Origin of the sequence: Candidatus Chloroploca asiatica, from assembly GCF_002532075.1 — a bacterium.
Taxonomy (GTDB): Bacteria; Chloroflexota; Chloroflexia; order Chloroflexales; family Chloroflexaceae; genus Chloroploca; species Chloroploca asiatica.
In genome coordinates this window covers 1-26,765 of sequence record NZ_LYXE01000188.1, presented here as the reverse complement: position 1 = coordinate 26,765, position 26,765 = coordinate 1, and the positions used below count along the sequence as shown (strand labels likewise).

Here is a 26,765-nt window from a genome sequence, read left to right as displayed (position 1 = left end):
ACTACCTTATGGCTCAGGAAGTAGCGGTTGTGGTGATTGGGTCATCAATTGGTGTTGATGGAGCGGTACGCCCCCCAATGTGCGGTGCGGGTACCAACTGCTGCCGCGCCGTAGGAACCTCGGTGAGTACGGGTAACGCCAATTCTTCATACACGTCGATCCGGAAGAGCAACGTACGATCAAAGGCCATCCGTGCGAACACAAACATGATCATCACGAGCAACCCGGCGAGCGGAAAAATGCTTGCCAACAACAGACGTGCGACAATTGGTTCTGGCGCTGGTGGAACAACGGGAAGATCAATAATCCGATAGGTCTGATCAATATCACGATCAGTTTGCAACTCGGCCAGGCGGGCTTGTTCGGCTTTATCCTGGATATCCTGCAAGCGCGTCTCGAGCAGCGTCACCTCATTCTGCAGGCGGGTCAGTTCGAGCACTTCTTCGACGGGGCGATTGCCAACGGCAGGATCAGGATAGAGTTGAAGATAGCGCCGCTGTGCATCACGCGCCACAGCAAGATCCCGCTGATAGGGTTCGATCAGCTCGGCAAAAAAGGTTTGGGCAATCTGGCCTTCAACGATACTCCGATTGATATTCCAGGCACGGTACGCATTAAGGGTTGCCATCGTCAATTGATAGGCAAGTTCAGGACGCTCAGCCTCGATCTCCAGCCGGATCAGATTATCAGCTGGGATCGCGACCGTAAGTGAGTCACGGTAGAGATTGAGCACCTGCTCAACCTCACGGGGCGAACCATTCAACTGATCACGGAGATCCGTCTCGGCGATAACAGCGGAAGCAAACGCATCGGTCGAAGCTAACGCCTGAAATTCACTCGCCGTGATCTGGGCCATGCTCACCACGGTGACGCCACCAAAGGCCGTATCACGAAGCCGAATAGCGGTCAGGGTTTCAAGCAGGTTATCACGCTGCAGATAAATCGTGGCGTGCGAAATATAGACTGGCGTCAATAAAAACGGGATTGCCAGCAGCGTCAAGCCCACCACAGGCAAGAAATGCAACCAGCGATGACGCAATAATGTTTCGATAAAACGCAAAATAAACCGGCGCGACATGCTCGTATCCTTCGCCTAACCTCAAGCTGCTTTGCCCCTTGTAAAGAGCATACCAGACAGGTATAACCAAACAGCACACAGTGAATGCATGGACAATGCCACGCTACAATGCGACGTCTGCTTGTGATGGTAGCATACCACACCTGAGACTGACACCTCTGTCATTGGGGGTGACAATCGGGCTATCCTGAATGAACAAAAGGTGATACTATAGCCTCAGAAAACTAATACAATGAAGGAACCTTTTCGGCAAAGAGAGGCGCAGAGAGAGCAGACACGTCAGCCGAAATCGTCCTTTTCATCACGACTCAAGGCCATATCGAGAACATACCAGCATTGAGTACGTGAACTAATCTTCATCTGCGCATTGCCAAGGTGTAAGGAAATTGTTTAAAATTTCAGGTAAAGTAGAGTGGGACATAGTATCGCTAGCCTGCTATGCGTGCATTGCAAAGGAGTAAGAGGCGATGGTTCAACCACCAGATGACCCCAAGACAGCCCGGATGGTCGCGATCTTCGCCGAGCGACGCTTTGAGCGTTCGCGCGCCAACCAGCGGTTACGCGCACGCATGCTGGTGTGGGCAATCCGCACGAAAGTGGTGCGGAACCTGAAGCGTGCGCTTGATGTCTCGCTTGCCAGTGCTGCCATTGTTGCCACGGCCCCCCTCATGATCGGCACAGCCGTTGCGATCAAGCTCGATTCGCCAGGGCCGGTCATCTTTCAGCAGGAACGGGTGGGCAAAGATGGCGAACCCTTTGGCTGCTATAAGTTTCGCTCGATGTATCTTGATGCCGAGCGGCGCAAAGCCGAGTTACTGGCAAAAAACGAGGCTGATGGCCCGGTCTTCAAGATGAAAGATGATCCCCGCATTACCCGCGTGGGCAAGGTTATTCGTAAACTCAGCATTGATGAACTGCCCCAACTCTTCAATGTCTTGAAGGGCGAGATGAGCCTGGTCGGGCCACGACCCGCGATCCCCAGTGAAGTGGCACGCTATAGCTATGAACAACTTGGGCGCCTCAATGCGATCCCCGGCATCACCGGTCTCCAACAGGTCTCGGGGCGGAGCAATCTCGATTTCAAGCGCTGGGTTGAGCTTGATCTCCAATATATTGCCGAGCAGAGTCTCTGGAAAGATATCGAGATTCTGACGCGCACGATCCCCGCCGTGATCTTTAGTCGTGGTGCCTATTAGTCTCAAGGCTTTTTTTGAGATCGGACGATAAGCGTTCTTATGCAAGTACTCATTCTCGCGACCGATGAGCAGCCAAAGCTGGGGCCGCTCACCGCAACAATGCCAACCGCTCTTCTCCCGCTTGTTGATCGTCCCGTGATTGCCACCACACTAGAGATTCTGGGACGTTGTGGTTGTCCGGATGTCTTGATCAGTCTATACGAACGTGGGGGCCAGATTGCTGCATATGTTGGCGGCGGAAGACGTTGGGGCTTCGACATCAAGTATGTGACGCAGCGCGAAGCCTGGGGGTCGGCAGGTTCGCTGCGCTGGGCGGGAAGTTTGCTGGAAACCACCACGCTGGTGCTGCCAGGCGACGCTCTCTTTGATCTCGATCTGGCCGAGGCTTTTGCGTTTCATCAGGCCCACAACGGCAAGGTGACGGCAATCCTTCATGCGCCACGCCCTGGCGACCGACACCCCTGCGTACGTCTGAATGACGACCAGCGCATCACCGAATTCAGTACCGCTGCTGGTGACCTGCAAGTCACCGGAGCAATTATCCTTGAACCTGAGCTGCTGCAGGCGATCCCCGATCACGAGCACTACGACATTGTGGCCGACCTCTTGCCCGAACTGGTGGCAGTCAACGAACCTGTCTACGGCTTTCGGATGAGCGGTTACTGGAACCCGCTCGCGACCTTTGGCGACTACCACGAAGCGCAACAGGTCTATCTCTACAGTGCCTATGCCGCCAGTGCCCCTGAAGAAGCCATCGCAGGCCCGACGGAACGGATCCGCTATCCTTCCCTCGAAGCTCGTCCGATTGCCCCCGGGATCTGGGTTGGCCGCGAACACTCGATCCACCCAACGGTCAAACTCGCCCCTCCAGTCTATATTGGACAGCATAGCTGGATCGGGCGAGAGGTTGAACTCGGGTTCGGGACGATCATCGGTAGCAATGTAGTTATTGACGATGAGGCTACTATTATCCAGAGTAGTATCTTGAGCAATACCTATGTCGGTCAACTCGTGCATATTGAGCACAAACTGGTCACCCCCGGCTCGGTGAACGATCCGGTCGAAGGGGTGACGACCGAAATAGTCGATCCATTCCTGATCGGTCAGGTCGAAAGCAAGCAACGCAACCGTAGTTCACTACGGCGTACGCTGACCAACGTGATTGCGCTAGCCCTCATTCTGCTGGCGAGTCCACTCCTCGGCGTGATCGGCCTGCTCAATTTCTTGACGACCGGCGGGCGCATGCTGGTACGCGACGTGAAGGTAGGCCAGCGGCTCAACGAGGAGAATGGACGCTTATACACCTTTGAACTGATCCATTTTCGCACTCGTCGTCACGATGGAGGTTACACACTGCTTGGCAAGTGGCTAGAGCAGTGGGAGTTGCATCGGTTGCCAGAATTCTTCAATGTGTTGCGTGGCGATCTCGAACTGGTTGGCGTCAAGCCGCTGAGTCGCGCCGAAGCAACCCAACTGACCGAAGAATGGCATCAACGTCGCCACGACGCACCAGCCGGTCTTACTGGGCTCTGGTATTTGCAAACCGAGGGCACGACGGATCTCGACACCGTGATTGTGACCGATGTCTACTATACCGCGACCCGCACATGGCTCGAAGATGTGCGCATCCTCTTGCAGACACCGAGCGTCTGGGCACGCCGCATACGAACACGAACGCCCCAGGACAAAGATGAAAAAACGAAAAACCAGATCAATCGCATGTAAAGTTTGCCTGCAAGGTGTAGTATCATGCACGTACGGGCCATGCTCACCCAAGGCGAGCAACACGGCCAAACGGTTGTGACAGTGCGCTCAACCTTCACCGGCAAATTTTCTGGTTGAAACAGCATGCGAAAGAGAGGCTCGGGTTATGGAGATGAAAACACGCCTTGTAGACAAGGTCAACATTATCGATATCAGTGGACGGCTTGATGCCAATACAGTCGCCCCGGTCGCAGCGTGGCTTGAACAAATGACCACAAAACCAGGGTGTCGTGTGCTGGTCAACCTGAGCGAAACGATTTTTGTTGACTCGACCGGGCTCGCAACGCTAGTACAGGGAATGAAGCGCTCGCAGCAACATCAGGGCGAAATCTATCTCTGTGGGATGCGACGGTCGGTCTATATGACGTTTGAATTGACGCGTCTGGATAAGGCGTTTACGATTTTTGCCGATGAAGAACACGCGCTCAAAGCTTTTGCAAAGTAAGCTATGTTAGTATCCATCCTCAGTTCACAATACGCACGATTTGCCGCCCTGGCCGAGTCATGGCTGGCCCTGGGTGCGTCGGCATTTGGCGTCTGGCAGGATGGACGTCCGATTGTCTACTGGCCTTCGAGTCATCGCCTCACGACCCCCAGCCTCCGCGCTCCATTGATAATGCAGGGTAAGGAAGAAATCGGTGAGTTGCGCGTCGCTGGCATTACCGGCACAGCGTTTGAACAACGGCTCCGCGCTGATGCAGAATTGATCAGCTATCTGTTGCAACTCGAAGAAGAGTTGCAACAGATAACCGCTGATCTGGTCACCAGCCAGGATCAACAACTGGCCCTCTATCGCCTGACCCAGCGGATGCGTGAGTATGTCACGGTCGAACAGACGTTAGACGTGGTCGTGAAAGAGACGATGCGGATTCTGAAGGCCGAAGTGTGCTGCATGATGTTTGTGCCAAACTCGGGGCAAGATGCGTTGCTGATCCAACAACCCGAGGGATTTTTGTCGGATGATTACCTCTGGCAACTCTACTGGCAAGGGTTAGCGACCGAACATCCAATCCATCTCTCAAAAGTACGCCCCTCGGAAGGCCCAGAAGGGTTGTATAATCTTTTATATCTTCCCCTGCGTATTCGCAATAATTTTATGGCTGGCCTAGCGATTATTAATCGATCCGGTGGCTTTGGCACCCCTGACATCAAGCTGAGCAAGTCCATCGCCGATCAGGCAAGTGCGCAGATTGATCGGGTCTTACTCTATCAAGAGATGTTTGACCAGGCCAAGCTCCGTACCGAAATGGATCTGGCACGTCGGGTGCAACTCGAATTGCTGCCGCCAACCCTGCCAAGCATCGCCGGGCTCGATATCTATGCACATTCACGGCCTGCCTCAGAGGTTGGGGGCGACTTTTATGACTTTGTGGTGCAAGATGGACGGCCGTTTATCTTTGTTATCGGCGATGTAACGGGCAAAGGCTTGTCTGCGGCACTCTTGATGACGATGACGCGCACGGCGATCCATAGCAAAGCGCAGTTTATGCCGTATCCAACGCCAGAAGCCATTATGCGCCAATCAAATGAGGATCTCTATAACGATTTTACCAGGGTGGGCGTCTTTGCGACGGCCCTGGTTGGGCAGTTCGAACCAGGGAGTAATGTCTTGACGTATGCCAATGCGGGCCACGCACCAGTGATCTACCGACCCTATGATGGTGAGGCGGTGTTGCTACGCGCCGATAGCACGGCGATTGGCATCTTGCCAGTAAATCCGTGTCGAAATCAGCACCTGCGCCTCGGACCTGGCGATTTGCTGATTGCCGCCACCGATGGCTTCACCGATGTGCGCGATCACGATGATGATCTGCTTGGCATTGAACGCCTGCTCCAACTGGTCAATGCCTCGCATCACAAGAACGCGCACGAGATCGCAGAGGCCTTCTTTGCCGAGACTGAGCACTTTGGTCAAGGGGGCCAACAAGATGATGATCAGACGCTCGTCATACTAAAAGGAGCAGTGTCGTGACAGTGACTCAACCGGAGCAGGTCCGGCTTGACCTGCCGGCCCGCTATACCTACCTTCATCTGTTGAGCGATTGCATTGCCGATATGCTACGCTTGCTTGAGCAGATGCAAGATGCTGAAATGGTGATTTATAACATTCAACTGGCCGTCCATGAAGCATGTACGAATATTGTTCGTCATGCATATGAAAATAAGGGTGAAGGGCGTATTCTCATTACGCTGACGCTTTCTTTCGATCCACCGCAGTTAACGATTGAGTTGCAAGATACCGGCAAGCCTTTTGATGCAGAGAGCTATGCGCCGCCGGATCTTGATGATGTACCGATCGGTGGCATGGGGATCTTTTTGATCCGTAATCTGATGGATGATGTCACGTATACCCCATATCCTGGGCGTAATCAGTGGAATCTCACCAAGAGTTTGCTTGTGAAAGGGATATAATGCTCGATGAGCACTATTTTGATAGTTGATGATTATGCGCCAAATCATCGTTTGATGAGTTTTGTGCTAGAGCACCATGGCTATGCCGTTGTTTCTGCCCACGATGGGATCCACGCGCTCGAATGTCTGGCGACGGTGCCAATCGATCTGATGGTGACCGATTTGACGATGCCGCGCCTTGATGGGCTTGCCCTGGTAGAACGCATCCGCAGCGATCCTCGGTATGCCAGGATGCCAATTGTGGTTGTTACCGCCAGCAGCAAAGAGACTGATGAAATCAAGGCCGCCGGGATCGGCGTCAATGCGTTTCTCACCAAGCCGGTCGACTCAGAGGATCTCGCCCAAACAGTCGCTCAATTACTTACCCAGGAGGTGAGTCGTTCCGACTCACCCTTTCTAAAGACCGGCCAGAGCGCTGCCTGATCAACGAATAAATGTATGCCACCACGGTCTTCGCTTCCTCGTTCCCGTTCCAAGCGCACGCTCGGCCTGACCCTGATGGCGACCGCCTGGCTCGGTCTGCTCATCAGTCTGTCGGGCATTCTTTTTGTGCTCGTGACGGGACGGGTCGCCTCCGAGGCGCTTGCACGTGAGCTTGCGATCCTCGATCGCGCCTTGCTCGTGACCCAAGAGGGGTTGCAGGTTGCGGATGGGACGCTCACTGACACGCAATTGACGATCCGATCGCTGAGTAACACGGTCAACAGTACTTCACGTACCCTGGTTGCGACCGACCCCACGCTCACCACGCTCCGCGATGTGACCGGGACGAGTTTGCCCAAGACACTTGACTCGACCAATCAGGCGCTCAAGGCCGCAAGCGAGTCGGCGCGCCTCGTTGATGATGTGCTCGGTACTCTCGGTTTTTTTGGGCTCCGCTATGAGCCCGAGGTGCCGTTGAGTATCGCCATCAAACAGGTCGCCGATAGCCTGGTTGATCTGCCAACGGCGCTCGATGAAGTGACCGAGGGGCTTGGAACGGCGCAGGATAATCTGCGTATAATTGCAGATGATTTAGAAGAGGTAGCCGCTGGCCTCGATCTCATTGCGCTGAATCTCGATGAGGCGATGACGGTCGTCGCTGACTATGAAACCATTGTCATCGAGTTACGCAACGAGGTCGCGGCTGTCCAGGTAAGTGCTCCCTTCTGGTTTGTTCTCGTCCAGTTCGGGCTGATCCTGCTCTTGGTCTGGCTTGGTCTGGCCCAGATCAGTCTGTTTGTCCAGGGACGGCAACTGCTGGCTGAGGGGCAGATTGAACAGATAGAGAGGTGACGTCTGGATCCAACGACCCTTGCGGTCTATGACGCCGAGGCTGAGCGTTTCGCGCAGACCCAACGGAGCAAAACGCCGCTTGCGTTGCAACGGCAGGTGCTGGCGGCTTTTGTCCCCGGGCAACCGACCGTTGATGTTGGCTGCGGCAGTGGCCGCGATACGGCCTGGCTTGTGGCAGCGGGCTTTCCTACGGTTGGCTATGATGGCTCGATCGGGATGGTTGCCGCAGCACGCGCTGCGTATCCCGAGCTTGATCTGCGCCACGATACGTTGCCTCACCTCGCGACGATTCCCGATGAAGGCTATACGAATGTGCTGTGTAGTGCCGTCTTGATGCATCTGCCGTCTGAGGCGCTTGCGCCCGCCGTGGCCGGATTGGCGAGGATTATGCGTCGCGGTGGGCGGCTAGTGCTGACGTATCGTGCCAGTGAAACGACAACGCCCCGCGAGCCCGATGGCCGTCTCTATACGCCCATCGATCAGGATGAACTGGCCCAATGCTGTGCCGCCTCGGGCTTGCATGTGCTGAAACAAGACGTTGAAGCCGATGGTGGGCGGGTGGGCGTACACTGGTCAATTGTGGTCGCCGAGCGTCTATCGCAGGCCTAGACGCAATACCTTGCACAGAAGGCGGTTTTTTGACGCAAAGGCGCAACGTTTTTCCCGTAGGTGAGCGAATCCTTCGCGACTGCGCGTGAGCTTGGTTGAAAGATATTTGTTCTAGACTAAGAGTGCTAGAGTTTACAAGGAGGAACTATGGAATACACCATCATAGGAACGATTGCCCAACGTGCACGCCTGGATTTTGCCCCTGGCGAGGCGGTCTGGCTCAGCAAGGGCGCGTTGATGGCCTATTCGCCAGGGATCGAGTGGCGTCCGCGGGTGCCTGGTGGCTTCGGCGGGGCGCTGCGCCGCTCGCTGGCAGGCGAGGGCATCTCGCTTACCTATGCCGAAACGACCCAAGAGGGCCAGTTTGCCCTGATCGCCTCGAATGCACCTGGACATATCACCGAGTGGGATCTTGCTGATGGCCCGGTGCTGGCGACCCGTGGCTCGTTTCTGGCGGCCTGGGGAACCGAGGTCGATATTACGGTGGTGATCGCCCGGCGGGCCGGGGCGGCCTTCTTTGGCGGGGCCGGGCTCTTCCTGCAACGCATCTCGGGCGAGGGCAAGGTGCTTTTGCACGGCAGCGGCGACTTCGACCGCCGCCAGCTTGTCCAGAACGAGACCTTGCTGGTCAGTACGGGTAATCTCGCCGCGTTTGCCGATAGCGTTGACTACGATATTCAGACGGTTGGCAGCGTTGGACGGGCTTTCTTTGGGGGCGAGGGCATCTTTATGACCCGCCTGCAAGGGCCGGGGACGGTGCTGTTGCAGAGTTTGAAACGCGGGACGGGCAGTAGTAGTGAGTAGATTTTTTGCCTCTCACCACGCAAGCTTCGCTTGCGTGGTGAGAGGGCGATTGCATCTTCCGTGTATGCACCCCGCCAGGGCACCCGCAAGGGGTGCCCGTACACCGGGCCAGGGCACCCGCAAGGGGTGCCCGTACACCGGGCCCGGCCCCCGGCCTGTAGGGGCACCCCTTGCGGGTGCCCTGGTAGAGCGTCTTGTTGTATCCGGTTTCGTATGATGCCATCGCCCTATGCGTCCTGAGAGGCAACATTATTCGTGCTTAGGAGGTGCGGCGGGGCATGAGCACGGTGTAATCAACGTCGAGCACAACAGCAGGATCGTAGTTGCCTGCACTATCCTGGTAGAGAAAGTCCGATGCCGAGTGATCTTTGAGAGCAACGGTGCGTACGCGGAGTGCGCCTAGGTCGGTGCGATCCGGTAGTGGTTGCTGCGCGAGGATCTCGGACCAGGCGTAGATGGTGTCACCGGCAAAGGTCGGGTTGGTGTGACGGCCCCCGTTGATGGCGGCAATGCTGAGCGCATTGGCTAACCCGTTGAACGAGAGCGCCCGGGCGAGGCTGATGATGTGGCCGCCATAAATAATGCGGCGGCCAAACCGACCCTCGCGTTCGACATGCTGATTGAAGTGAACGCGGGCGGTATTCTGGTAGAGCCGGGCCGCCATCATATGCTCGGCCTCTTCGATGGTGATGCCATCAACGTGGTCAATGCGTTCGCCCACCTCGTAGTCTTCCCAGAGATAAGGGCTACCGGCGAGATCGATGTCGTAGCTGCCTGGCGTCAACGCATAGGGAACGTGCAGGTCAGCCACATCAACGGCTTCGACCAGCGTTGGGATCACCGGCTCGGGGGCCGGGGCCTCCAGGTTCTTCTTGCGCACCATCACCCAGCGGGTATACTCAACGACCATTTGATGATGCTGGTTTGAACCAACAGAACGCACATAGACAACGCCGGTCTTGCCGTCGCGATTCTGGCGCAGGCCGATGACGCTGGAGCGGGTCGTGATCGTATCCCCAGGATAGACTGGTTGCCCAAAACGGCCATTGGCATAGCCGAGATTCGCGATGGCATTGAGCGAAATGTCGGGCACGGTCTTGCCAAAGACGATATGGAACGTCAGCATGCTATCGAGGGGCGCACGTTCGAGGCCAAGCGTCTGGGCAAAGGGCGTCGAGCTATTGAGGGCAAAACGCGAGCCGAAGAGCGCCGTATAGAGGGCGACATCGCCCTCGGTGACGGTACGCGGCGTCGCGTGGATCAGCTCCTGACCCACATAAAAATCCTCGAAAAAGTTCCCGGCTCTGGTTTTGCTAGACATCGCTGCTCCTTGAAGCAATGGGGTTGAGGTTGACACAAAGGCGCAAACGGTCAACTCACCTACACGAAAACCTTTGCGCCTTCGCGCCTTTGCGTCAAAACAACCACCTTTGTTGCATGAGATTGCCCCTAGAGCCCGTAGGCTTCGGCCAGTTCGGGATCTTTTTTGGCGACGAGGCGGGCGAGGTCAACAATGACCTTCGCCTGTTTCCAGGTGGCGTCATCTTGCATTTTGCCATCAATCATCGCAACGCCGGCCCCGTCGGGCATCGCTTCGAGGATGCGTTTGGCAAAGAGAACTTCTTTGACATCGGGGCTAAAGACGCGGCGGGCAATCGGGATCTGATTCGGAGCAAGTGACCAGGCCCCGGTGCAACCCATGAGAAAGGCATTGCGGAACTGCGACTCGCAGGCTGCTTCATCTTTGAGGTCGCCAAATGGCCCGTAGAAGGCCCGGATGCCATGCGCAACACACGCATCGACCATACGGGCAACGGTATAGTGCCAGAGATCCTGCTGATAGAAGGCGCGCTCGATCTGGCCTTCGACGGGATCGGTGAGCACGCCATAGAAGGGATGGCCGCCGCCGACGCGGGTAGTCTTCATCCCGCGTGACGCCGCGAGATCGGCTGGGCCAAGGCTCAACCCGTGCATCCGGGGGCTTGCTCCCGCAATCTGCTCAACATTCTTGACGCCTTCGGCAGTTTCGAGCAGGGCATGCAACAGGATCGGCTTCTGCACGCCATACCGTGCTTCGAGCAGCGCAAGATACTGGTCGGCAAAATGAATATCCCAGGGGCCCTCGACCTTGGGCAACATGATCACATCGAGGCGATTGCCCACGGCTTTGACAATCTGGTCCATATCATCGAGGATCCACGGGCTATTGAGGGCATTGACGCGCACCCAGATGGCGGTCTCGGGGGCATCGAGGGTCGCGATGGCCTCGATAAAGCCAGCGCGGGCGGCTTCTTTCGCATCAAGCGGGATCGCATCTTCGAGATTGCCGCAGAGCACATCAACCTGGCGGGCGGTTTCGGGCAGACGGGCGCGGATCTTCTCGATATGGGGTGGAAAAAAGTGAATCATCCGCTCGGGGCGAATAGGCAATTCACGCAGCGGCTGCGGTGCGCCGGTCGCCAACGGCTTGTAGAAATTCACCGGTAACTTCATTCTGGTCTCCTTTGATCAGGCAGGCCCTGCAACGATGCCATCATCGTGCAGTTTGCCGACTTCGGCCTCGGTGAGGCCAAGCATGTCGAGCAGGATTTCGTCGGTATGTTCGCCGAGGCGCGGCGCAGGCACCACGGGGAGGCGCGGAACCTGGCTAAAAGCGAGGGGCGAGCCAGCGGCGAGATAGGTACCAATCTCAGGCTGTTCAAGCAGCGCGAACATCGGGTTATCGGTTGAGCAGTCAGGATCTTCGGCGATCGCCTCGCGGACACTGCGATAGGGTGCCCATGTGACCCGGTGAGCCTCGAAGATCTGACTGATCTCGGCGAGCGTCCGGGCGCGAAACCAGGGATCAAGCAGATCAGCGAGGGCGTGACGAGCGCGGAAACGATTGCCCTCTTGAGCGAGGTCAAGCCCAAGGCGCTGGCCCAGGGCCGCAAACTGCTCGGCCATGCCCGTCGCCTTCGTAAGACAACTCCACTGCAAACTGGTCAAGCCAACGACCATGACATGCTTGCCATCAAGCGTCTCAAAATCGCGTCCAAAGGCCCCATAGAGATAGTTGCCCTGACGAGGGCGGTCGGTATTGTTGACCATCACCTCGGCGATCATGCCAAGATGCCCAAGCATCGCCAGACCAATATCCTTGAGGGCGAGTTTGACCAGTTGCCCCTCGCCAGTCAAGCGGCGATGGCGCTCGGCGGCGAGGATCGCCACGGCGATCATCTGCCCAGCAATGAAATCCCAGGCTGGCAAGACATGATTGACCGGCTCGGGCGTACTGGTTGGCCCGGTCATAAACGGAAAGCCAAGTTGCGGATTGATCGTATAGTCAACGTCCGAGCCACCATCGCGGCGACCGAGCAGATTGACCATCACGAGATCGGCGCGATGCTGTTGCAGGGCCTCATAGCTGAGCCAACCCCGTGCCGGAAAATTGGTACTGAAGATGCCACCCGCGTCACCGGGGAGGGCGATCAACTGCGTAAGCAACTCTTGCCCACGGGGATGGCGCAGATCAACGGCGATCGAACGTTTACCCTTGTTAAGGCCAGCCCAGAAGAGACTCTGGCCGGTTTCAGTGACGGGCCAGCGCTGATAATCAAGGCCGCCGCCGATCGGATCGAAACGGATCACATCGGCACCAAGCTGAGCCAGGGTCATCCCGCCGAGCGGGGCAGCGACGAAGGCCGAGCCCTCGATCACCCGCAGACCCTTGAGAATGCCTTGCATAATTGCTCCTGAGAGACCGCACCGGTCTTGGAGACCGGTGCGGTCTGACGCATGCCAGCGTTAAATAACCCGTTTCTGGCGGAGTTCAGCGATCTGTTGCTCGTCCATGCCCAGCAGTTCGCTCAAGACTTCAACCGTGTGTTCGCCAAGTTTCGGGCCAAGACTGCGCAGACTGCCGGGGGTTTCCGAGAGCTTGGGAATTGTTGAGGGGACAATGACGGTTTCGCCGGTATCAGGGACATCAACCGCCATCAGGTTGCGACGGGCATGGAACTGGCGGTCGCCAAAGATATCAGCAATATTGTTGAGCGGCCCAGCGGGCGTCCCGGTCTCGTAACAGCGGTCAAGCACCTCATCGCGGGAGAGTGAACCACACCAGTCGCGGACAATCTCATTGACATCGTGGCGATGCTCGAGGCGTGTCTTCTGTTCGCCATAGGTACTCGACGAGGCGAGCTCGGTCCTGCCCATCGCTGCAGCGAGGCGCGCAAAGAGCTTGTCGGTGGCACAGGAGATCGCGACCCACTTGCCATCTTTGGTTGGGAAGTGGCCGTGCGGGCAGGCGAAATCGTTATGTGATGGGCCGTGCCGTTCACGAACGATGCCGTACATGCCATAGGCGGGGGCGAGTTCATCAGTACAACGAAAGACCGACTCGTAGAGCGCGGCATCAACATACTGGCCTTGACCAGTACGTTCACGATGGCGCAGCGCCAGCAACACACCGAGGCAGCCGTACAAACCCGTCATGTAATCACCAAGCGTCGTTGAGCCAGGCGTCACCGGGGTACCCCTGGGCATCCCGGCGAGATAGGCAATGCCACCGACGGCATGGGCAACGCGGGCAAACCCGGGGCGATCCTTGTAGGGGCCGGTTTGACCATAGCCCGTGACCCGGAGCATAATCAGACCAGGATTGATCTCGTGCAGCACTTCCCAGCCGAGGCCCCATTTTTCGAGGGTCCCGGGGCGAAAATTCTCACAGAGCACATCGCTCTGGGCGATCAGTTGCTTGAACACGGCCACGCCTTCGGGACGATGGAGGTCAATCGTCACCGAGCGCTTATTGCGCGCCTCGCTGAGCCAGGTCAGCGTATCACCACGCTGGCTCGGCGTCCCAAAGCGGCGCAAGGCATCACCGCCAACCGGATGCTCAACCTTCAACACATCAGCGCCAAACTCACCGAGCAGCGTCGCGCAGTAGGGGGCGGCAATCACCGTTGCCACATCAATGACACGAATGCCCGCCAGGGGCAACGCAGGTGCAGACTCTGCGGTCATGGGTAATATCCTTCTCAAATAATCTTGTGCTGCCGCAGCCGTCGAATCTCGTCCGCCGTAATATCGAGCAGTTCGCGCATCACTTCATAGGTCGCATCGCCGAGGGGCGGCCCCAGGTTGGTAATGCGCCCGGGGGTTGCCGAGAGCGTCGGCACCACTGCGGGTACAACCACCTCACCAAGGCCCTCTTCCTCAAACCGGGCGAGATTGCCCCGGGCCTGAAAGTGCTCATCTTCAAAGATATCGGCAATGCTATTGACCTTGCCGACGGGCACCTCTTTATCGAGGCACCGTTCGAGTACCTCGTCGCGGGTGAGCGAACCAACCCACTCGATCACAATCTGATTGACCTGATCGCGGGCGGCGAGGCGCTTGCGCTGATCGCCGTAGAGCCCGGTCGTCGCGAGTTCAGACTGTTCCATCGCTTCCGCGAGGCGCTCGAACATCTTGTCGGTCGTACAGGCAATCGCGATCCACTTGTCATCTTTGGTGCGAAAGTGACCGTGGGGCACCGCGACAAAGCTGCCCGAGCCTTCACGTTCGCGCACCTTGCCAAAAAGGCCATAGGCTGCCGCAATCTCGTCGAGTTGACGAAAGACCGCCTCATAGATGCCGACATCAATCACCTGACCGCGCCCGGTCTCCTCCTGATGACGCAGCGCCACCAGCACCCCGATGACACCATAGAGGCTCGACATATAATCGCCGAGGGGCACGGTGCCGGGCAACACCGGCGTCTCACCGGGGAAGCCAGCGAGGTACGAGAGACCGCCAAAGGCGTGGGCAATATGGGCAAAACCAGAGCGCCGGCGATACGGGCCAGTCTGACCATACCCAGAAACACGCAGCACCACCAGGCGGGGATTCGCCTCACGCAACTGCTCCCAGCCAAGGCCCCACTCTTCCATCGTACCGGGGCGAAAATTCTCGATCAGCACATCGGATTTGGCAATGAGCTTGAGAAAGATCTGCACCCCCTCTTTCTGGCGAAGATCGATGGTCACGGACTTCTTATTGCGCCCCTCACTGAGCCAGGCCAGGGTGGCATCGTGGCGTTTGGTTGGCGTCCCAAAACGACGCATGGGATCGCCGGCAATCGGGTGTTCAACCTTCAGCACCTCGGCTCCAAACTCACCCATAATCGAAGCCGCATACGGGCCAGCCAGGAAGTTACCGACATCCACGACCCGAATCCCACTCAGAGGCAACTGCTCGTGATCCGAAGGACGATCGGAAGGTGGGAGCGGTTTCACCCGCGGGGTCTCCTGGTTCTCCGTCGTTGAAGGTGGTGGTTGCGCTGGTTCAGCCTCAGGGGAAACCTGTGCTGCGCCTTCGCCCTCAGGCCCCCCCGTTGCTGTCTTAGCAACATCAGTCGCATCCGCCTGATCCGTAGCAATACGCTCGCGCTTGCTCAACGATTTGCCTCCGCTTCAATATATATGCATATCGTCCTCGATATGCGTCAGGACACGTCACGCAAGGAAGTTCAGGGAGTCACTTTTTTGGGGTAGCAATGTTATAATGTCGAATTATATGTCAGAATATCATCAGATGCAAAGTTAGAGCGGTGCGCTTACACCAACCAGCGATGCTGGTCGGTGTAAGCGCACGATAGAGCCTCCGGCTAAGGGATTGGGGCCTGCGGCCCTAAGCGTGTTTTCTTGTCTGGCAAAAATGCCAGCTACGCTGGCATTTTTGCCAGACAAGGAGTGGGGATAGCGAGCATAGCTCACGGCAGAACCCCACCGGGAGGAAGCAAATAATGAGTGACGCAGAGGCAGCGTTCAGCAGTTGGATCGGCACCACCGAACTGCTCGAAGACGATCTGAGTCCCGCGCAGGCACATGCGGCAGCGGCAACACTTGATGATGCAACCACCATGATCAACGGCAACGCGACGCTACCGCCATTGTGGCACTGGTTCTATTTTTTGCCACGCGCCCCGCAGTCAAAACTGAGTAGTGACGGGCACCCCGAGCGCGGCGGGTTTCTGCCGCCGATCCCGTATCCACGCCGGATGTTCGCTGGTGCGCGCCTTACCTTTCACCACGCCATGATCCTCGGGCGACCAGCTCAGCGCAAGGGCGAAATCCGCAATATCGTGCAAAAGTCAGGGCGCAGCGGCAACCTGGCCTTTGTCACCGTAGGCTACCAGTTTTACCAGCAAGGCATCCTCTGCCTTGACGAAGAGCAAGACATCGTCTACCGCGAGCCCGGGCCACCAGTGCCCGCGCCGGTGCCCGCCGAACTCCCCCCGGTTCCCGAGGGAGCGTGGACGCGCACAGTCACACCCGATCCGCGATTGCTCTTTCGGTTTTCGGCCCTGACCTTCAACGCGCACCGGATTCACTACGACCGGCCCTATGCGATCAACGAGGAGGGCTATCCGGGTCTGGTGGTGCATGGCCCCCTGACGGCTGTGCTGCTACTCGAACTAGTGCGCCACACGACCAACCGCCGCATCACCGGCTTTAGCTTTCGCGGCCAGGCCCCGCTCTTTGACCTCGCACCATTTCGCCTCGTCGCCACGCCCGAAGCAGAGCGCGTCATGCTTGAAGCCCAAGGGCCCGACGGCAAGGTTGCGCTGAGCGCAGTTGCCGAACTCGGGTAGGAGTCTTGCTGGTGCTAAAAAAAGCCAGCTACGCTGGCTTTTTTTAGCACCAGCAAGTAGGTGTAGAGCGCAGGGGCTTCACCCCTAGTGATGCTATAATGGGCCTGACACGCGCAACCCTCGCAGGAGAGCTATGCCCTGGCAGATCCTCGGTCATGATTGGGCGATCGCCCAGTTGAAGCACAACATTGAGGCGGGCACTGATGCTCACGCCTACCTGATCAGTGGCGTGCCGGGTATCGGCAAAGCGCTGCTCGCCTTGCGTTTTGCCCAGGCCCTCAACTGTGACGAGGGCCATGGCGAGCCATGTCTGACCTGTCGCACCTGCCGCCGCATCGAGCGAGGCAATCATCCCGATGTGCGCATTGCGAGCATGGCGACCCAGGCCGCGGGCTTGAAAGCCGACGAAGCGGCGCGCCAGAAGGAATTGAAGATTGCGACGATCCGTGCATGGCAAAATGATCTGAGCCTGCGCCCCTATGAGGCACGACGCCGGATCTTGATCCTGCACGATGCTGAACGCCTTAATGAAGAGGCGTCGAATGCGATGTTGAAAACGCTTGAGGAACCACCCCCATACGCAACCCTGATTTTGGTTGCCAATAGCACTGACTTACTACCGACGATTGTCTCGCGCTGTCGTGTCTTGCGGCTGCGGCCTTTGCCACGCCGTGAGGTGGCGGCGGCATTAGAGGCACGCGGGATTGCCGCGAGTGATGCGGCCACGCTTGCCGCCTGGAGCGGGGGGCGGATCGGGTGGGCGATCCAGATGCTCGAGCAACCCGAGGCGATCGCCCACCGCGATGAGCAACTTGAAAGCTTGCTTGCCTTATCACAACAGGGCGTGAGCGCTGGCCTGCGCTGGGCCGAACAACGCGCCAAAGAGTATCGTAGCGGCGAACAGGCGACCGTCTTTGCCTGGCTTGACCTCTGGCAGAGTTGGTGGCGCGATGTGCTGCTGGTCGCGGCTGGGTGCCCCGAAAGTGTGATCAATCTTGATCGGCAAGAGCATCTCGCACAGGCTGCACGACGCTATGATGCGCATCAGGCCTATACGATGGTTGCCAAGATCAACCAGGCGGTGCAACAACTCCGTGAAAATGGCAACCCGCAACTAGTGCTCGAAAGCATCGTCTTGCAATTGCCACGAGGAGGCTAACCAGATGACATGGTTTGAAACGCTTACCGGGGTGCGTGAAACCTCGCCTGACGAGGTGCGCACCCACCTGCGGGTTGAGGGCACGCAGCTTCATTCCACGGCAAATGGGGCAAGCTTTGTTTGTGGTCAATTGGCAACCCCGTCCCTCGGCGAATTGCGGCGCGAGGCTGCCGCGTGTACGTCGGTGTACGGGCGTTTGACGGTACGCGAAGTCGTCGCGAATGTGCAGCAACTCCATGCTGACCCGGACAATACAGCGGCGCTCTTTCAGGTTGCCTCGCAGTTCAACCTGCTCGAAATGGCCTCGCCGAACGTCACCCCCGAGCAAGGGGTGGGCATCTACGACTATGATCATACCCAGGGGCCAGCGTGTGCCATTGCCGCCGGCGCGGGAACAATCTATCGCAACTATTTTGCGCCGATCAACGGTGCGAGCGGGCAAACAGCCAGCAACCAGATCGATTGTCTGGCCGATCTCGGGCACGCGCTGGGCAACGCCAAGGGCGAACTCTGGCAGATGCAAAACGGCTATGCCCTCCCCTCGCGCAGCGGGCTCACGGCGATCGCCGAGCGACTGCAAGCCGCAAGCGAGGCCGAACGTGACGACCTGCGCAGCCTGTTGCGCATCGGCATGCAATGGCAGACCCAGGTAACCATCGCGGCGTCTGGACACCTCGTCTCGCAGGCCTACTGTTCAGCCCTGCCGGTCGCCTATGCGGATCACCCCATCGAGCTCTGGGAGCCCTTCGCCCGCCTGGTACTCGAAGCGGCCTACGAAGCAACGATCTGCGCCGGCATCATCAACGCCGCCACGCACGGCTCACGGCGCATCTTCCTGACCCTGCTTGGTGGGGGGGTCTTTGGCAACGACATCAAGTGGATCATCGCCAGCATCGCCCGTACGCTCCATCGCCATCAGGACTACGGGCTTGAGATTGCTATCGTGAGCCATGGGCGGCCAAACGAGCATGTACGGCAACTGATTGCGGCTTAATACCAAGGGCGGTTTTTTTGACGCAAAGGCGCAAAGGCGCAAAGCTGCGTCGAGCGCACATCTGGACGCCAAGTGTGCGACGGATAGCTGCGCCAGAAGTGGATCAGGAAACTTCGTTACCGTAGCAGGACGCAACTAACGCGACCCTGCGAGCAAGCGTTCCATCGTCGCCGCCAGGTGTTCAAAGTCAATCGGCTTGGTTTCAAATGCATCGCATCCGGCGGCCATACTGCGATAATAATCATCACTCATTGCATAGGCGGTCAGCGCAATGATCGGAATCGTTGCTAAGACTGGATCAGCCTTGATCTGTGCTGTCGCATCCCAACCGTTCAGCAAAGGCAGGCCCATATCCATCAAGATCAGATCAGGCTGGAGATCGGCAGCTAATTCAACCGCCTGATGCCCATCGGCGGCCAGGAAGACCTCGTACCCGAGCCACTTCAGATGTCCAACAATCATTTGCCGGTTCATCTCATTATCTTCAACGAGAAGGAGGCGAGGCATATATTTCTCCTGTGTCAGCCACATATATTGGCTTGCCCGAGGCCTCAAGAGCACTGCTTGGGGGTGCAATGATGGCCCAATCACGTTCAACGGGCAAGCGCACATAGAACGAAGAGCCCCGGTTTTCTTCGCTCGTCACGCTGATCGTACCTTTCATCAATTCGGTATAGCGTTTACAGATCGTCAAACCAAGGCCAGTTCCACCATACTGTTGTTGCAGTGAACCAGGGATCTGCGAAAATTCTTCAAAGATCGTCGTAAGAAAAGCAGGTGCAATGCCAATCCCCGTATCATGCACACTGAACTCGATCCATGCACCATCGTTGCGGAGATCATACCTGACCCGCAGGGTAATCGTGCCGTGCTGAGTAAACTTGGCGGCATTGGAAAGCAGATTAATCAAAATCTGACCGATTTTTTGCTCATCACCATAGTAGGTCTCAACCTCATCTGACACATCAATGACGAAGCGATTGCCCCCTCGCTGCGCCAGTGGTTGCACCATCTGAATGATGCGATCGATCAACAGGCTGATCGCGAATTCATCGTACTTGAATTGCATCTGACCAGCTTCGATTTTCGCAAGATCGAGCAGATCATTGATCAGTTCAACCTGGTGGCGACCGGCATTGATAATGATCTCAAGTTCAGCTCGGATCAATTCATCATCACCCCCACCCAGTTGACGCTCGATCAGCTGGGCATAGCCAATAATCGAAGTCAGCGGCGTACGTAGTTCGTGACTCATATTGCCAATAAACGCACTTTTGGTACGACTCGAAGCCTCAGCCATGTCGCGTGCCTGGGCAAGGGCGATTTCGGTACGCTGGCGTTCAACTAACTCTTGTTGGAGCGAAAGATGCAAAGCTTCCAGTTCAGCATTGCGCAACCGCAGCAACTCCTCGTCCTGACGACGGCTTGTAATGTCACGCCAGTGAACAAGCCAGCCTTTGATCCGCCCTCGCCACCCCGCAAGCGGAAACACCTGGATCGAGAACCAACGCAGGCCTGTGTTGGTAGTCAGGGCGATCTCCTCATCAATCTCGTGGGCTGTCAGGTATTGCGCAGGCAGGTTGGTATCAGCAGGCAACAGAGCTGTAATCGGCATCCCGATCACATCAGCAATCGCACGGTTAAACATCTTGCTGGCCGTAATATTGAGATCAACAATGCGCCGCTCAGGATCAAGCACAACCACCCCATCACGCATCTGCTCAAATGTCAACGTACGGGCCAGAGGAATCACTTCAAGCAGACGACCCCTCATTGTCAGCAGTGCGACCAGCAGCACCGAGACACCAAACCCAATGGGCAACAAGTCAAGAAACTGCCCCGGCCCGATCCGTAGCAGATACAGAAGATTGCCGAGCAGAGGCGCGACTGCGGCCATCACGAGCATCAACGCCTGCCAACGAAAGAGCCGATGCGTGCGCAGCGCAGTCATCATCAAGAAACCAGTCGCCGGCAGAATCAAGCTATAGCTATAGAGCGTGTGGATCCAAAACCAACTACCGTATGTTGGCGCAAAAAAAGTACCATTTTCATTAACGGTAACCGCAGTGCTTTGCCAGATTAAACCATGAAGGTCGTTGGTCCACGCCAGGATCAGGGTTAACGCCGGCACAATGAGCAAAGCATAGTGGCGGGATGCATCAACCATCTTGCTTCGGCCCGTGTAGGTCAAGGCAAACCAGAGCCAAAAGACTGGGATGCTCACGATGCCAATATATTGAAAACGCACTGCCAGGAGTATGTTCTCAAGCTGAGTATTGGCGAGCTCAACAGCATAACCGGCAGCCATGATCGTAACGGCAATGCCGGCAAACGACAAAGGACGAGCCCAGGCACGATCGCGTCGTCGCCAACCCTGCAGGCTCACAATGCTGCTTGTCAAAGCCGTAACAACAAGCATGAATATGCAAATGATGGCGACCAACGATGGCATAGATGAACCCGAATACATTGACCAGATGACGCAATTGATTTGACGATCAAGATCGTCAGCAGCGGCCTGACAGTGCAGAGACTTTCGGGTTGTAAGAGCAGGCTAACTTTATATGTAACAGGAAAAGACCATGTTTGTCAAGTTAAAAACTATTTAACTGGCTCTGATCAACTCATACTGAGTGTAGTAGCGTGACCGCTTGTTACGCTTGCTTTTATTGACCGACGCAGCTACCATACAGATGCTTGGCGCTCGGGGTAGCGCCACACCAACCAACTGATGAGTGGGTCAACGAAGTTTTTTGGCATTCCTGGGAGCGCGGGCGGCCCGCCCGCTTTCGCGAACTATTGATGCTCACAAAAGGTCTATGATGAACAACCAGGCTGGATCAGTCTTGATTACAGGTGCTTCAACCGGGATCGGGCGAGCATGCGCCCTCCATCTCGTTGCGCGAGGCTTTCAGGTCTTCGCCGGGGTGCGCTCGCCCGAGCATGCCGAGCAACTGCGGCTTGCGAGTGGGGGGCGCGTGACGACGGTGATGCTCGATGTCACCGACGCCGCCCAGATCGACGCTGCTGTTGCCACGATTCGCGCCCAGACCAATGGGCAGGGCCTGCGCGCCCTGGTCAACAACGCGGGCATTGCCGTGCCAGGGCCACTCGAGGTTGTGCCGATCGAAGCGTTTCGCCGTCAACTCGAAGTCAACACGCTCTCACCGATCGCCGTCACCCAGGCCTTTTTGCCATTGCTGCGCGAATCGTCCCGTCCGGCCACCATTGTCAACATGGGCTCGATTTCAGGACGGTTCACGCACCCGCTCTTTGGCCCTTACTCGGCCTCAAAATTCGCCCTCGAAGCGTGCAGCGACGCCCTGCGCATCGAACTGAGTCCCTGGGGCATCCGGGTAGTCTGCATTGAACCAGGCATCATCGCGACGCCAATCTGGGACAAAACGCTCGCGTCGAGTCTCCAGATGCTGGCCGACGTATCACAGGCGCGCCTAGCCCCATACCAACCGCTGATCGATATGGTGAAAGCCACGGTCAAACCAGGCATGGGCATCCCGCCCGAGCGTGTTGCCCGCGTCGTCGGCCAGGCGATCACCTGTCGCCGCCCACGGGCGCGCTACGTGATTGGCCTCGACGCCTACGGCCAGCTCGTGCTGATCCACCTCCCCACGTGGCTACGCGATTGGCTCGTACGGCTCGCCTTGCCGCCGTTTGGCGACCTTGCGCCGAGCAAGAAATAAGGCAACTGGTTGACGCAAAGGCGCAAAGCTGTGGGTGGAGATGGCGATAGAGCAAACCTGATCTGCCTGATATTCTACAATGGTCGTGACCTTGGAGAGATTGCCACCAAGTGGCTTACGGTTGGAGCCGAGCAATTTGCCCATGATCCGCTCGACGCCTTTATTGGGGCGTTTGATGGTGACGGCAGTGACTGGGCCGACAACCACGATCACTATCTGGGACAAATGGGTTGGGGTGTCAACTCCATGTTCTGAGATGCCCACAGCCATGCTCCCAGGCCACGCACAGCCATCCGTCGCACGCGTGGCGTCTCAATGCGCTTTGCGCCTCTGCGCCTTTGCGTCAAATCCTCAGAAAATGCACGTTCCAGACCACTAAACCCCAGGGTTACGAGCGAATCCTACACGTATACTCATGCGAACACACGCTGCGGTATATAGCAATCCTAATTGAATATTCATAAGCCAACACTCCTGTTTATAACCCAGATAGGACTGCTATACTACGCTTGTAGACGCATCCTGTATGAAGATATGGAGCAACCTATGTCACCTGAAATGATTACGATCGCAGTTGATACACGAGTTGCGCAAGCATTCCACGCTTTATCTGAGGAAGATCAGCGCAAAATTGGCGTCCTCCTCAGCTTGCGAATCTTAGAAGCCACCCAGACGACGGAATCGCTCGAAGACCTCATGCGGCGTATTGGTCAGAACGCTCGTGAACGTGGGCTAACGCCAGAGATTCTAGCCGACATTTTGAGAACGATATAATTTTCTGATGTGAATACAACACAATTCTCTCTACGTTGGTATTCTAGATAAGCAAATGTTTTTTGGTATAAAAATATTAGGAAAGAACAAAAATGAAAATCCGACAGGAGATAGTTGAGAAACATCACCATCCTCCGGCAACATCTGCCGGAACTCAAACAGCGCTACCAGATCAAATCCCTGGGGCTATTCGGCTCATACGTCCGCAACGAGCAGACCGCGCAGAGCGATCTGGACATCCTGGTCGAGTTCGAGGAACTGCCGGGCCTTCTGACCTATGTTGGCCTGCAACAGACCCTTTCCGATCTACTGCACGTCCCGGTCGACCTCGTCCATCGTCCCGATTTACGCCCTCACCTCCGTGAGCGGATCCTGGCTGAGGTTGTAGAAATCTGAGCGCACGTCATGTTATAGGCACCTACACCAACGACGGCGGAATCGTCGCTCTGAACAATTCTTTCTGATGCCAGCGCAGTGCTTCTTTGGCCGGGTAGATCTCTTCGTTCTCGGGTAGGTAGAGGGGTTGGTCTTGCAGGGTGCGCAACGGCTCTGTGGCTTCGTCATCTGAACGTACGACGGGCGAGACGATGATGCGATAGGTTGATGGCTCAATGCTCACGACGCCCTCATCGAAGGCCCAGTGATGCAGGCCACATAACGCCATGCCATTGCGCGGATCGTCGTTGTGGCTCACGCTCCACGGCACAATGTGGGCTGCGCTGACGGCGGTTCTGCCTTCTGGTGTGACGATCCGAATGCGACAGATCGCGCAGGTGTGCTGATAGGCAGACACTATTGTGCGCCGAAACCCGGTTGAACGCGATTCAGCAAAATAGTGCGCTTCGACCTCGGGTGTCTCTCTGAGTTTGAAGCGCCGTTGCGATCGCACCAGTAGCTCACGACTGTACGCAAACGCTTGCGCCGTGATGATGCCAACTTCAACGAGAATTGGGCGTGTCTGAGGGGCAAAATAAGTTTCAATTAAGATCTGTCGCAAGGCGTCGCGTGTTTCGGCTACCGTCAGCAAGGCAAAGAGTTCCGGATCGAGTTTTGCGCCCAGCAGGCATTGCCGCATCCGGACAAGCGAGCGTACAGGGCTATTCAGAGCAATCTCTTGACCGGGAATGGGCACAAGATGCCAGAAGCCCTCGCTCTTCATATGGTAGAAGGGCATGGCGATGGTCGTCTGCCGTTTGCCCCCCATAACTTTTTCCCAGTAGAGATCAAACGTCTCTAACAGGTCACTCTTGAGTTCAATAAAATTCTCGGTTATTTCGCCTTGTGCGATCAGATCCATGATCGCCAACAACAGAAACGCCTTATGTGGAGCACCTTTATTTGTCGCTTCGCTCCATCGTTCAGGAATCCGATCAATCTTTAGCCGAGCAAAGGCGATTTTATAGCGATCTAACATTGGATCGTGCTCTCATTCAAGGTTTGCGTCCTTGCCGCTTACTCTACCATATCATACAATCAAAGCAACCAGGGCTTGGGTGCCCTACCCGTGCTCGATCTGCACACTGAAAGATGCGAGGATCCCTGATGAGCTTTGATCCTGAATATATGGTTGATGTGGCCGAGGCGTTGCGCCAGGCTTCCTATGATGGTGCGATCTGGAGCCTGAATTGCGAGCAGTTGAATGTGAATCTGATGCGTTTGATGTCCGGGGCGGGCATTGCTGAGCATCGCAATGGTGAACTCGATGTGCTCCTGGTGGTCTTTGAGGGCTCTGGTGAACTGCTGCTGGATGATCAGCGGCTTGCCCTTGAGCCTGGCATTGCGCTGGTGATCCCTCGTGGTGCGCGCCGTGCGATCCGCTGCCTGCGTGGGCCGCTCGCCTATCTGATGGCACACCGCCAGCGCGGCGCACTCTTGCCGCGTTGAGGCGCAAGCGCTAGAGCGATTGGGGATTGGGGATTGGGGGTTTTTGTGCCCCGTCCCTCCTCAGGGCGATGGCATCTTCCTGCCGTGGTCATGAATGACGCGGCTCCTTGGCAGCGAAGACCAGCGGCGTGGCCTGATCCAGCCGACGCAGGCCGGCTTGTCCCTGTGTCGCCAAGGGCTTATGGTCTTTCAGAAATGAATCCGCTCCAGCCCACGAAGGTGGGCTTCGCATTCTCTAGCCGAGGGCTTCAGCCCGACGGTGCTCCGGTTAGGTGGACGTTGCAAGCGCCCGCCCTTACCCCAGCGCAATGCTCGCCACGGTCAGCAAACTGACGCTTAGTTCTTGCACACCAACCAGGGGGGTTGGCGTGGTCAGGCTGCGTGGTTGGAGACCGAGCCAGGCCCGCGCGGCGAGCACGAGAAAGGCTGCGACCGTTAGCCACGGGGCTAACCCTGCCCAGGCCAGGCCAATGACGAGGCCCAGTGCCACAAGATGGGCGAGGTAGGCCCGCCTGGGTCGCACGCGCTCACCACGGGCGAGGCGCAGGCGCGTGGTAACGTAGAGGATCGCCGCGCTGGCCTGCAATGCGATGAGCAGCCAGAGGATCAAGGCCGGAACCATAGCCCATCCGCCGGCCAGGGCCAGCGCCGCGACCAGCGCACTGATCGCCGTGACCCCGGCAAGCTCTGCAAGCAAAGCGCGGCTCTGCTTGTGCAGGTCGTAGCGCAACTGCACTGCCGCCAGAGGTGCCGCCAGCAGCAACGGGGGCCAGAAGGCGTGCGCGGCTGTCACCCAAGCGGCACCAAAGGCCACCAGTGCGGTGCCTCCATAGAGCAGCACAAAGCGCTCGGCCCACTGCGTACGCGGGAAACGCTTGCCCCGCTGGTGGTCGGCCCACGCCACTTTGAGCGGCTGACGGGTAAGGAAGGCCGCGAGGGCGGCTAGGCTCAGCCAGAACCCGGCGACCGAAGGGGCGACCCACAGCCCAAGCAGCACCGGTGCACCGAGAAAACTCCACCCGCCGTGTTCTACCGGCAACGCAAGCGGGCGCAGACGCACCGCTCGTGGCGATGACGACGAACTCACGTCGCCCCCTTGAGCAAGAGCAGCAGCATCACGACGGGCGTCTTGGCAACAATGCTGTGGGGCAACTGGGCCGGCATATGCACCCAGGTATTGGGGCCGGCCTCAAGCACCTCGGTGCCAAGCGTCAACGTTGCCGAACCCTCGACAATATGGAGCATGGCAGCCATCGAGGCCGTATGCTCCGAGAGTTCTTGCCCCGCCGCAAAACCAAAGAGCACCGCTTTGAGATGCGGATCCTGGTAGATCGTCCGGCTGATCGTGCCATCGGTGGGGATCGTCACCTGAGCGGCGAGATCCTGAAAACTGGTTGCATTCATACGCTGCCTCCGGCAGAGATATCGGAGCCTACGGCTCCCAGGGATCTCGCTTGTGGTGGCGCAAACAGCCAGCAAAGCTGGCTGTTTGCGCCA

The 26,765-nt window shown here is 57.3% G+C and carries 28 protein-coding genes; 17 read left to right on the top strand and 11 right to left on the bottom strand.

The features are described from left to right. Positions 1-13: 13 nt before the first annotated feature. Positions 14-1,078, bottom strand: coding sequence for a GumC domain-containing protein (locus A9Q02_RS22280; protein ID WP_097655282.1), 1,065 nt, complete (start codon positions 1,076-1,078; stop codon positions 14-16). Positions 1,079-1,545: 467 nt separating this feature from the next. On the opposite strand from A9Q02_RS22280, the gene A9Q02_RS22275 reads away from it, so the two are divergent. From A9Q02_RS22275 to A9Q02_RS22235, 9 genes are all read left to right on the top strand, one after another. Beyond that, the gene (locus A9Q02_RS22275; RefSeq protein ID WP_097655281.1) at positions 1,546-2,274 is read left to right on the top strand and encodes a sugar transferase; all 729 of its coding nucleotides are present in this window, start codon (positions 1,546-1,548) and stop codon (positions 2,272-2,274) included. A 39-nt stretch (positions 2,275-2,313) separates the two neighbouring features. Then, a complete protein-coding gene (locus A9Q02_RS22270; RefSeq protein WP_097655280.1) occupies positions 2,314-3,999 on the top strand; it encodes a sugar transferase in 1,686 nt (561 codons plus the stop codon). 145 nt (positions 4,000-4,144) lie between these two features. Further along, positions 4,145-4,483, top strand: a complete 339-nt coding sequence (locus A9Q02_RS22265; protein WP_097655279.1) for an STAS domain-containing protein — start codon at positions 4,145-4,147, stop codon at positions 4,481-4,483. A 3-nt stretch (positions 4,484-4,486) separates the two neighbouring features. Further along, positions 4,487-6,010 carry a PP2C family protein-serine/threonine phosphatase gene (locus A9Q02_RS22260; RefSeq protein WP_097655278.1) on the top strand — a complete coding sequence of 508 codons (1,524 nt, stop codon included), beginning with the start codon at positions 4,487-4,489 and terminating at the stop codon, positions 6,008-6,010. Next, entirely contained in the window at positions 6,007-6,450 is a 444-nt protein-coding gene (locus tag A9Q02_RS22255; protein ID WP_097655277.1) for an ATP-binding protein, read from the top strand. Before A9Q02_RS22260 ends, A9Q02_RS22255 begins: the two co-directional genes overlap by 4 nt. A gap of 6 nt (positions 6,451-6,456) precedes the next feature. Next, a complete protein-coding gene (locus A9Q02_RS22250; RefSeq protein WP_097655276.1) occupies positions 6,457-6,873 on the top strand; it encodes a response regulator in 417 nt (138 codons plus the stop codon). A gap of 15 nt (positions 6,874-6,888) precedes the next feature. Further along, entirely contained in the window at positions 6,889-7,725 is an 837-nt protein-coding gene (locus tag A9Q02_RS22245; RefSeq protein ID WP_097655275.1) for a hypothetical protein, read from the top strand. An 84-nt stretch (positions 7,726-7,809) separates the two neighbouring features. Next, positions 7,810-8,334 carry a class I SAM-dependent methyltransferase gene (locus A9Q02_RS22240; protein ID WP_172451275.1) on the top strand — a complete coding sequence of 175 codons (525 nt, stop codon included), beginning with the start codon at positions 7,810-7,812 and terminating at the stop codon, positions 8,332-8,334. A gap of 147 nt (positions 8,335-8,481) precedes the next feature. Beyond that, a complete protein-coding gene (locus tag A9Q02_RS22235; RefSeq protein WP_097655273.1) occupies positions 8,482-9,138 on the top strand; it encodes a TIGR00266 family protein in 657 nt (218 codons plus the stop codon). Positions 9,139-9,397: 259 nt separating this feature from the next. Here A9Q02_RS22235 and A9Q02_RS22230 read toward each other — a convergent pair whose 3' ends face one another. The 5 genes from A9Q02_RS22230 to A9Q02_RS22210 all read right to left on the bottom strand — a co-directional run bounded on the left by A9Q02_RS22230 (position 9,398) and on the right by A9Q02_RS22210 (position 15,398). Beyond that, the gene (locus tag A9Q02_RS22230; protein WP_097655272.1) at positions 9,398-10,459 is read right to left on the bottom strand and encodes a MaoC family dehydratase; all 1,062 of its coding nucleotides are present in this window, start codon (positions 10,457-10,459) and stop codon (positions 9,398-9,400) included. Between the two features lie 128 nt (positions 10,460-10,587). Beyond that, positions 10,588-11,631, bottom strand: a complete 1,044-nt coding sequence (locus A9Q02_RS22225; protein WP_097655271.1) for an HpcH/HpaI aldolase/citrate lyase family protein — start codon at positions 11,629-11,631, stop codon at positions 10,588-10,590. Between the two features lie 15 nt (positions 11,632-11,646). Further along, the gene (locus tag A9Q02_RS22220; protein WP_097655270.1) at positions 11,647-12,864 is read right to left on the bottom strand and encodes a 2-methylfumaryl-CoA isomerase; all 1,218 of its coding nucleotides are present in this window, start codon (positions 12,862-12,864) and stop codon (positions 11,647-11,649) included. Between the two features lie 60 nt (positions 12,865-12,924). After that, entirely contained in the window at positions 12,925-14,145 is a 1,221-nt protein-coding gene (locus A9Q02_RS22215) for a CaiB/BaiF CoA transferase family protein (RefSeq protein WP_097655269.1), read from the bottom strand. A 14-nt stretch (positions 14,146-14,159) separates the two neighbouring features. After that, a complete protein-coding gene (locus A9Q02_RS22210; protein WP_097655361.1) occupies positions 14,160-15,398 on the bottom strand; it encodes a CaiB/BaiF CoA transferase family protein in 1,239 nt (412 codons plus the stop codon). 509 nt (positions 15,399-15,907) lie between these two features. Here A9Q02_RS22210 and A9Q02_RS22205 point away from each other — a divergent pair. From A9Q02_RS22205 to A9Q02_RS22195, 3 genes are all read left to right on the top strand, one after another. After that, positions 15,908-16,756, top strand: coding sequence for an HTD2 family dehydratase (locus A9Q02_RS22205; RefSeq protein ID WP_097655268.1), 849 nt, complete (start codon positions 15,908-15,910; stop codon positions 16,754-16,756). A gap of 133 nt (positions 16,757-16,889) precedes the next feature. Continuing rightward, positions 16,890-17,915, top strand: a complete 1,026-nt coding sequence (holB, locus tag A9Q02_RS22200; protein WP_097655267.1) for a DNA polymerase III subunit delta' — start codon at positions 16,890-16,892, stop codon at positions 17,913-17,915. A 4-nt stretch (positions 17,916-17,919) separates the two neighbouring features. Further along, positions 17,920-18,909 (top strand): hypothetical protein, encoded by a 990-nt coding sequence (locus A9Q02_RS22195; protein WP_097655266.1) that lies wholly within the window; start codon positions 17,920-17,922, stop codon positions 18,907-18,909. 135 nt (positions 18,910-19,044) lie between these two features. On the opposite strand, the gene A9Q02_RS22190 is transcribed toward A9Q02_RS22195, so the two are convergent. Both A9Q02_RS22190 and A9Q02_RS22185 read right to left on the bottom strand, forming a co-directional pair. Then, entirely contained in the window at positions 19,045-19,416 is a 372-nt protein-coding gene (locus A9Q02_RS22190; protein ID WP_097655265.1) for a response regulator, read from the bottom strand. After that, positions 19,394-21,328 carry a histidine kinase N-terminal 7TM domain-containing protein gene (locus tag A9Q02_RS22185; protein WP_281256945.1) on the bottom strand — a complete coding sequence of 645 codons (1,935 nt, stop codon included), beginning with the start codon at positions 21,326-21,328 and terminating at the stop codon, positions 19,394-19,396. The genes A9Q02_RS22190 and A9Q02_RS22185 overlap by 23 nt, the downstream gene beginning before the upstream one ends. A gap of 400 nt (positions 21,329-21,728) precedes the next feature. On the opposite strand from A9Q02_RS22185, the gene A9Q02_RS22180 reads away from it, so the two are divergent. The 4 genes from A9Q02_RS22180 to A9Q02_RS22165 all read left to right on the top strand — a co-directional run bounded on the left by A9Q02_RS22180 (position 21,729) and on the right by A9Q02_RS22165 (position 23,780). Then, on the top strand, positions 21,729-22,610 hold the full coding sequence (locus A9Q02_RS22180) for an SDR family oxidoreductase (RefSeq protein ID WP_097655263.1): 882 nt from the start codon (positions 21,729-21,731) through the stop codon (positions 22,608-22,610). A 30-nt stretch (positions 22,611-22,640) separates the two neighbouring features. After that, positions 22,641-22,865 carry a hypothetical protein gene (locus tag A9Q02_RS22175; RefSeq protein WP_097655262.1) on the top strand — a complete coding sequence of 75 codons (225 nt, stop codon included), beginning with the start codon at positions 22,641-22,643 and terminating at the stop codon, positions 22,863-22,865. Between the two features lie 291 nt (positions 22,866-23,156). After that, positions 23,157-23,384 carry a hypothetical protein gene (locus A9Q02_RS22170; RefSeq protein WP_097655261.1) on the top strand — a complete coding sequence of 76 codons (228 nt, stop codon included), beginning with the start codon at positions 23,157-23,159 and terminating at the stop codon, positions 23,382-23,384. A gap of 114 nt (positions 23,385-23,498) precedes the next feature. Beyond that, positions 23,499-23,780: a nucleotidyltransferase family protein gene (locus A9Q02_RS22165; RefSeq protein ID WP_097655260.1), complete on the top strand. Its 282-nt coding sequence runs from the start codon at positions 23,499-23,501 to the stop codon at positions 23,778-23,780. A 22-nt stretch (positions 23,781-23,802) separates the two neighbouring features. On the opposite strand, the gene A9Q02_RS22160 is transcribed toward A9Q02_RS22165, so the two are convergent. Beyond that, positions 23,803-24,798 carry an HNH endonuclease gene (locus A9Q02_RS22160; protein WP_097655259.1) on the bottom strand — a complete coding sequence of 332 codons (996 nt, stop codon included), beginning with the start codon at positions 24,796-24,798 and terminating at the stop codon, positions 23,803-23,805. Between the two features lie 128 nt (positions 24,799-24,926). Here A9Q02_RS22160 and A9Q02_RS22155 point away from each other — a divergent pair, with 128 nt between their 5' ends. Next, positions 24,927-25,268, top strand: a complete 342-nt coding sequence (locus A9Q02_RS22155; RefSeq protein WP_097655258.1) for a cupin domain-containing protein — start codon at positions 24,927-24,929, stop codon at positions 25,266-25,268. Positions 25,269-25,563: 295 nt separating this feature from the next. Here the strand turns inward: A9Q02_RS22155 and A9Q02_RS22150 are convergent, their stop codons facing one another. Beyond that, a complete protein-coding gene (locus A9Q02_RS22150; RefSeq protein WP_097655257.1) occupies positions 25,564-26,355 on the bottom strand; it encodes a YwiC-like family protein in 792 nt (263 codons plus the stop codon). Continuing rightward, entirely contained in the window at positions 26,352-26,672 is a 321-nt protein-coding gene (locus A9Q02_RS22145; protein WP_097655256.1) for a cupin domain-containing protein, read from the bottom strand. Before A9Q02_RS22145 ends, A9Q02_RS22150 begins: the two co-directional genes overlap by 4 nt. Positions 26,673-26,765: the final 93 nt, after the last annotated feature.

Bases quoted from the DNA above. Each gene is read 5' to 3' on its own strand.
- A9Q02_RS22235 (WP_097655273.1), top strand. From the start codon at position 8,482: ATGGAATACACCATCATAGGAACGATTGCCCAACGTGCACGCCTGGAT.
- A9Q02_RS22270 (WP_097655280.1), top strand. From the start codon at position 2,314: ATGCAAGTACTCATTCTCGCGACCGATGAGCAGCCAAAGCTGGGGCCG.
- A9Q02_RS22180 (WP_097655263.1), top strand. From the start codon at position 21,729: ATGATGAACAACCAGGCTGGATCAGTCTTGATTACAGGTGCTTCAACC.
- A9Q02_RS22195 (WP_097655266.1), top strand. From the start codon at position 17,920: ATGACATGGTTTGAAACGCTTACCGGGGTGCGTGAAACCTCGCCTGAC.
- holB (WP_097655267.1), top strand. From the start codon at position 16,890: ATGCCCTGGCAGATCCTCGGTCATGATTGGGCGATCGCCCAGTTGAAG.
- A9Q02_RS22245 (WP_097655275.1), top strand. From the start codon at position 6,889: ATGCCACCACGGTCTTCGCTTCCTCGTTCCCGTTCCAAGCGCACGCTC.
- A9Q02_RS22215 (WP_097655269.1), bottom strand. From the start codon at position 14,145: ATGACCGCAGAGTCTGCACCTGCGTTGCCCCTGGCGGGCATTCGTGTC.
- A9Q02_RS22250 (WP_097655276.1), top strand. From the start codon at position 6,457: ATGAGCACTATTTTGATAGTTGATGATTATGCGCCAAATCATCGTTTG.
- A9Q02_RS22145 (WP_097655256.1), bottom strand. From the start codon at position 26,672: ATGAATGCAACCAGTTTTCAGGATCTCGCCGCTCAGGTGACGATCCCC.
- A9Q02_RS22170 (WP_097655261.1), top strand. From the start codon at position 23,157: ATGTCACCTGAAATGATTACGATCGCAGTTGATACACGAGTTGCGCAA.
- A9Q02_RS22275 (WP_097655281.1), top strand. From the start codon at position 1,546: ATGGTTCAACCACCAGATGACCCCAAGACAGCCCGGATGGTCGCGATC.
- A9Q02_RS22185 (WP_281256945.1), bottom strand. From the start codon at position 21,328: ATGCTTGTTGTTACGGCTTTGACAAGCAGCATTGTGAGCCTGCAGGGT.
- A9Q02_RS22220 (WP_097655270.1), bottom strand. From the start codon at position 12,864: ATGCAAGGCATTCTCAAGGGTCTGCGGGTGATCGAGGGCTCGGCCTTC.
- A9Q02_RS22160 (WP_097655259.1), bottom strand. From the start codon at position 24,798: ATGTTAGATCGCTATAAAATCGCCTTTGCTCGGCTAAAGATTGATCGG.
- A9Q02_RS22190 (WP_097655265.1), bottom strand. From the start codon at position 19,416: ATGCCTCGCCTCCTTCTCGTTGAAGATAATGAGATGAACCGGCAAATG.
- A9Q02_RS22280 (WP_097655282.1), bottom strand. From the start codon at position 1,078: ATGTCGCGCCGGTTTATTTTGCGTTTTATCGAAACATTATTGCGTCAT.
- A9Q02_RS22225 (WP_097655271.1), bottom strand. From the start codon at position 11,631: ATGAAGTTACCGGTGAATTTCTACAAGCCGTTGGCGACCGGCGCACCG.
- A9Q02_RS22230 (WP_097655272.1), bottom strand. From the start codon at position 10,459: ATGTCTAGCAAAACCAGAGCCGGGAACTTTTTCGAGGATTTTTATGTG.
- A9Q02_RS22205 (WP_097655268.1), top strand. From the start codon at position 15,908: ATGAGTGACGCAGAGGCAGCGTTCAGCAGTTGGATCGGCACCACCGAA.
- A9Q02_RS22155 (WP_097655258.1), top strand. From the start codon at position 24,927: ATGAGCTTTGATCCTGAATATATGGTTGATGTGGCCGAGGCGTTGCGC.
- A9Q02_RS22260 (WP_097655278.1), top strand. From the start codon at position 4,487: ATGTTAGTATCCATCCTCAGTTCACAATACGCACGATTTGCCGCCCTG.
- A9Q02_RS22265 (WP_097655279.1), top strand. From the start codon at position 4,145: ATGGAGATGAAAACACGCCTTGTAGACAAGGTCAACATTATCGATATC.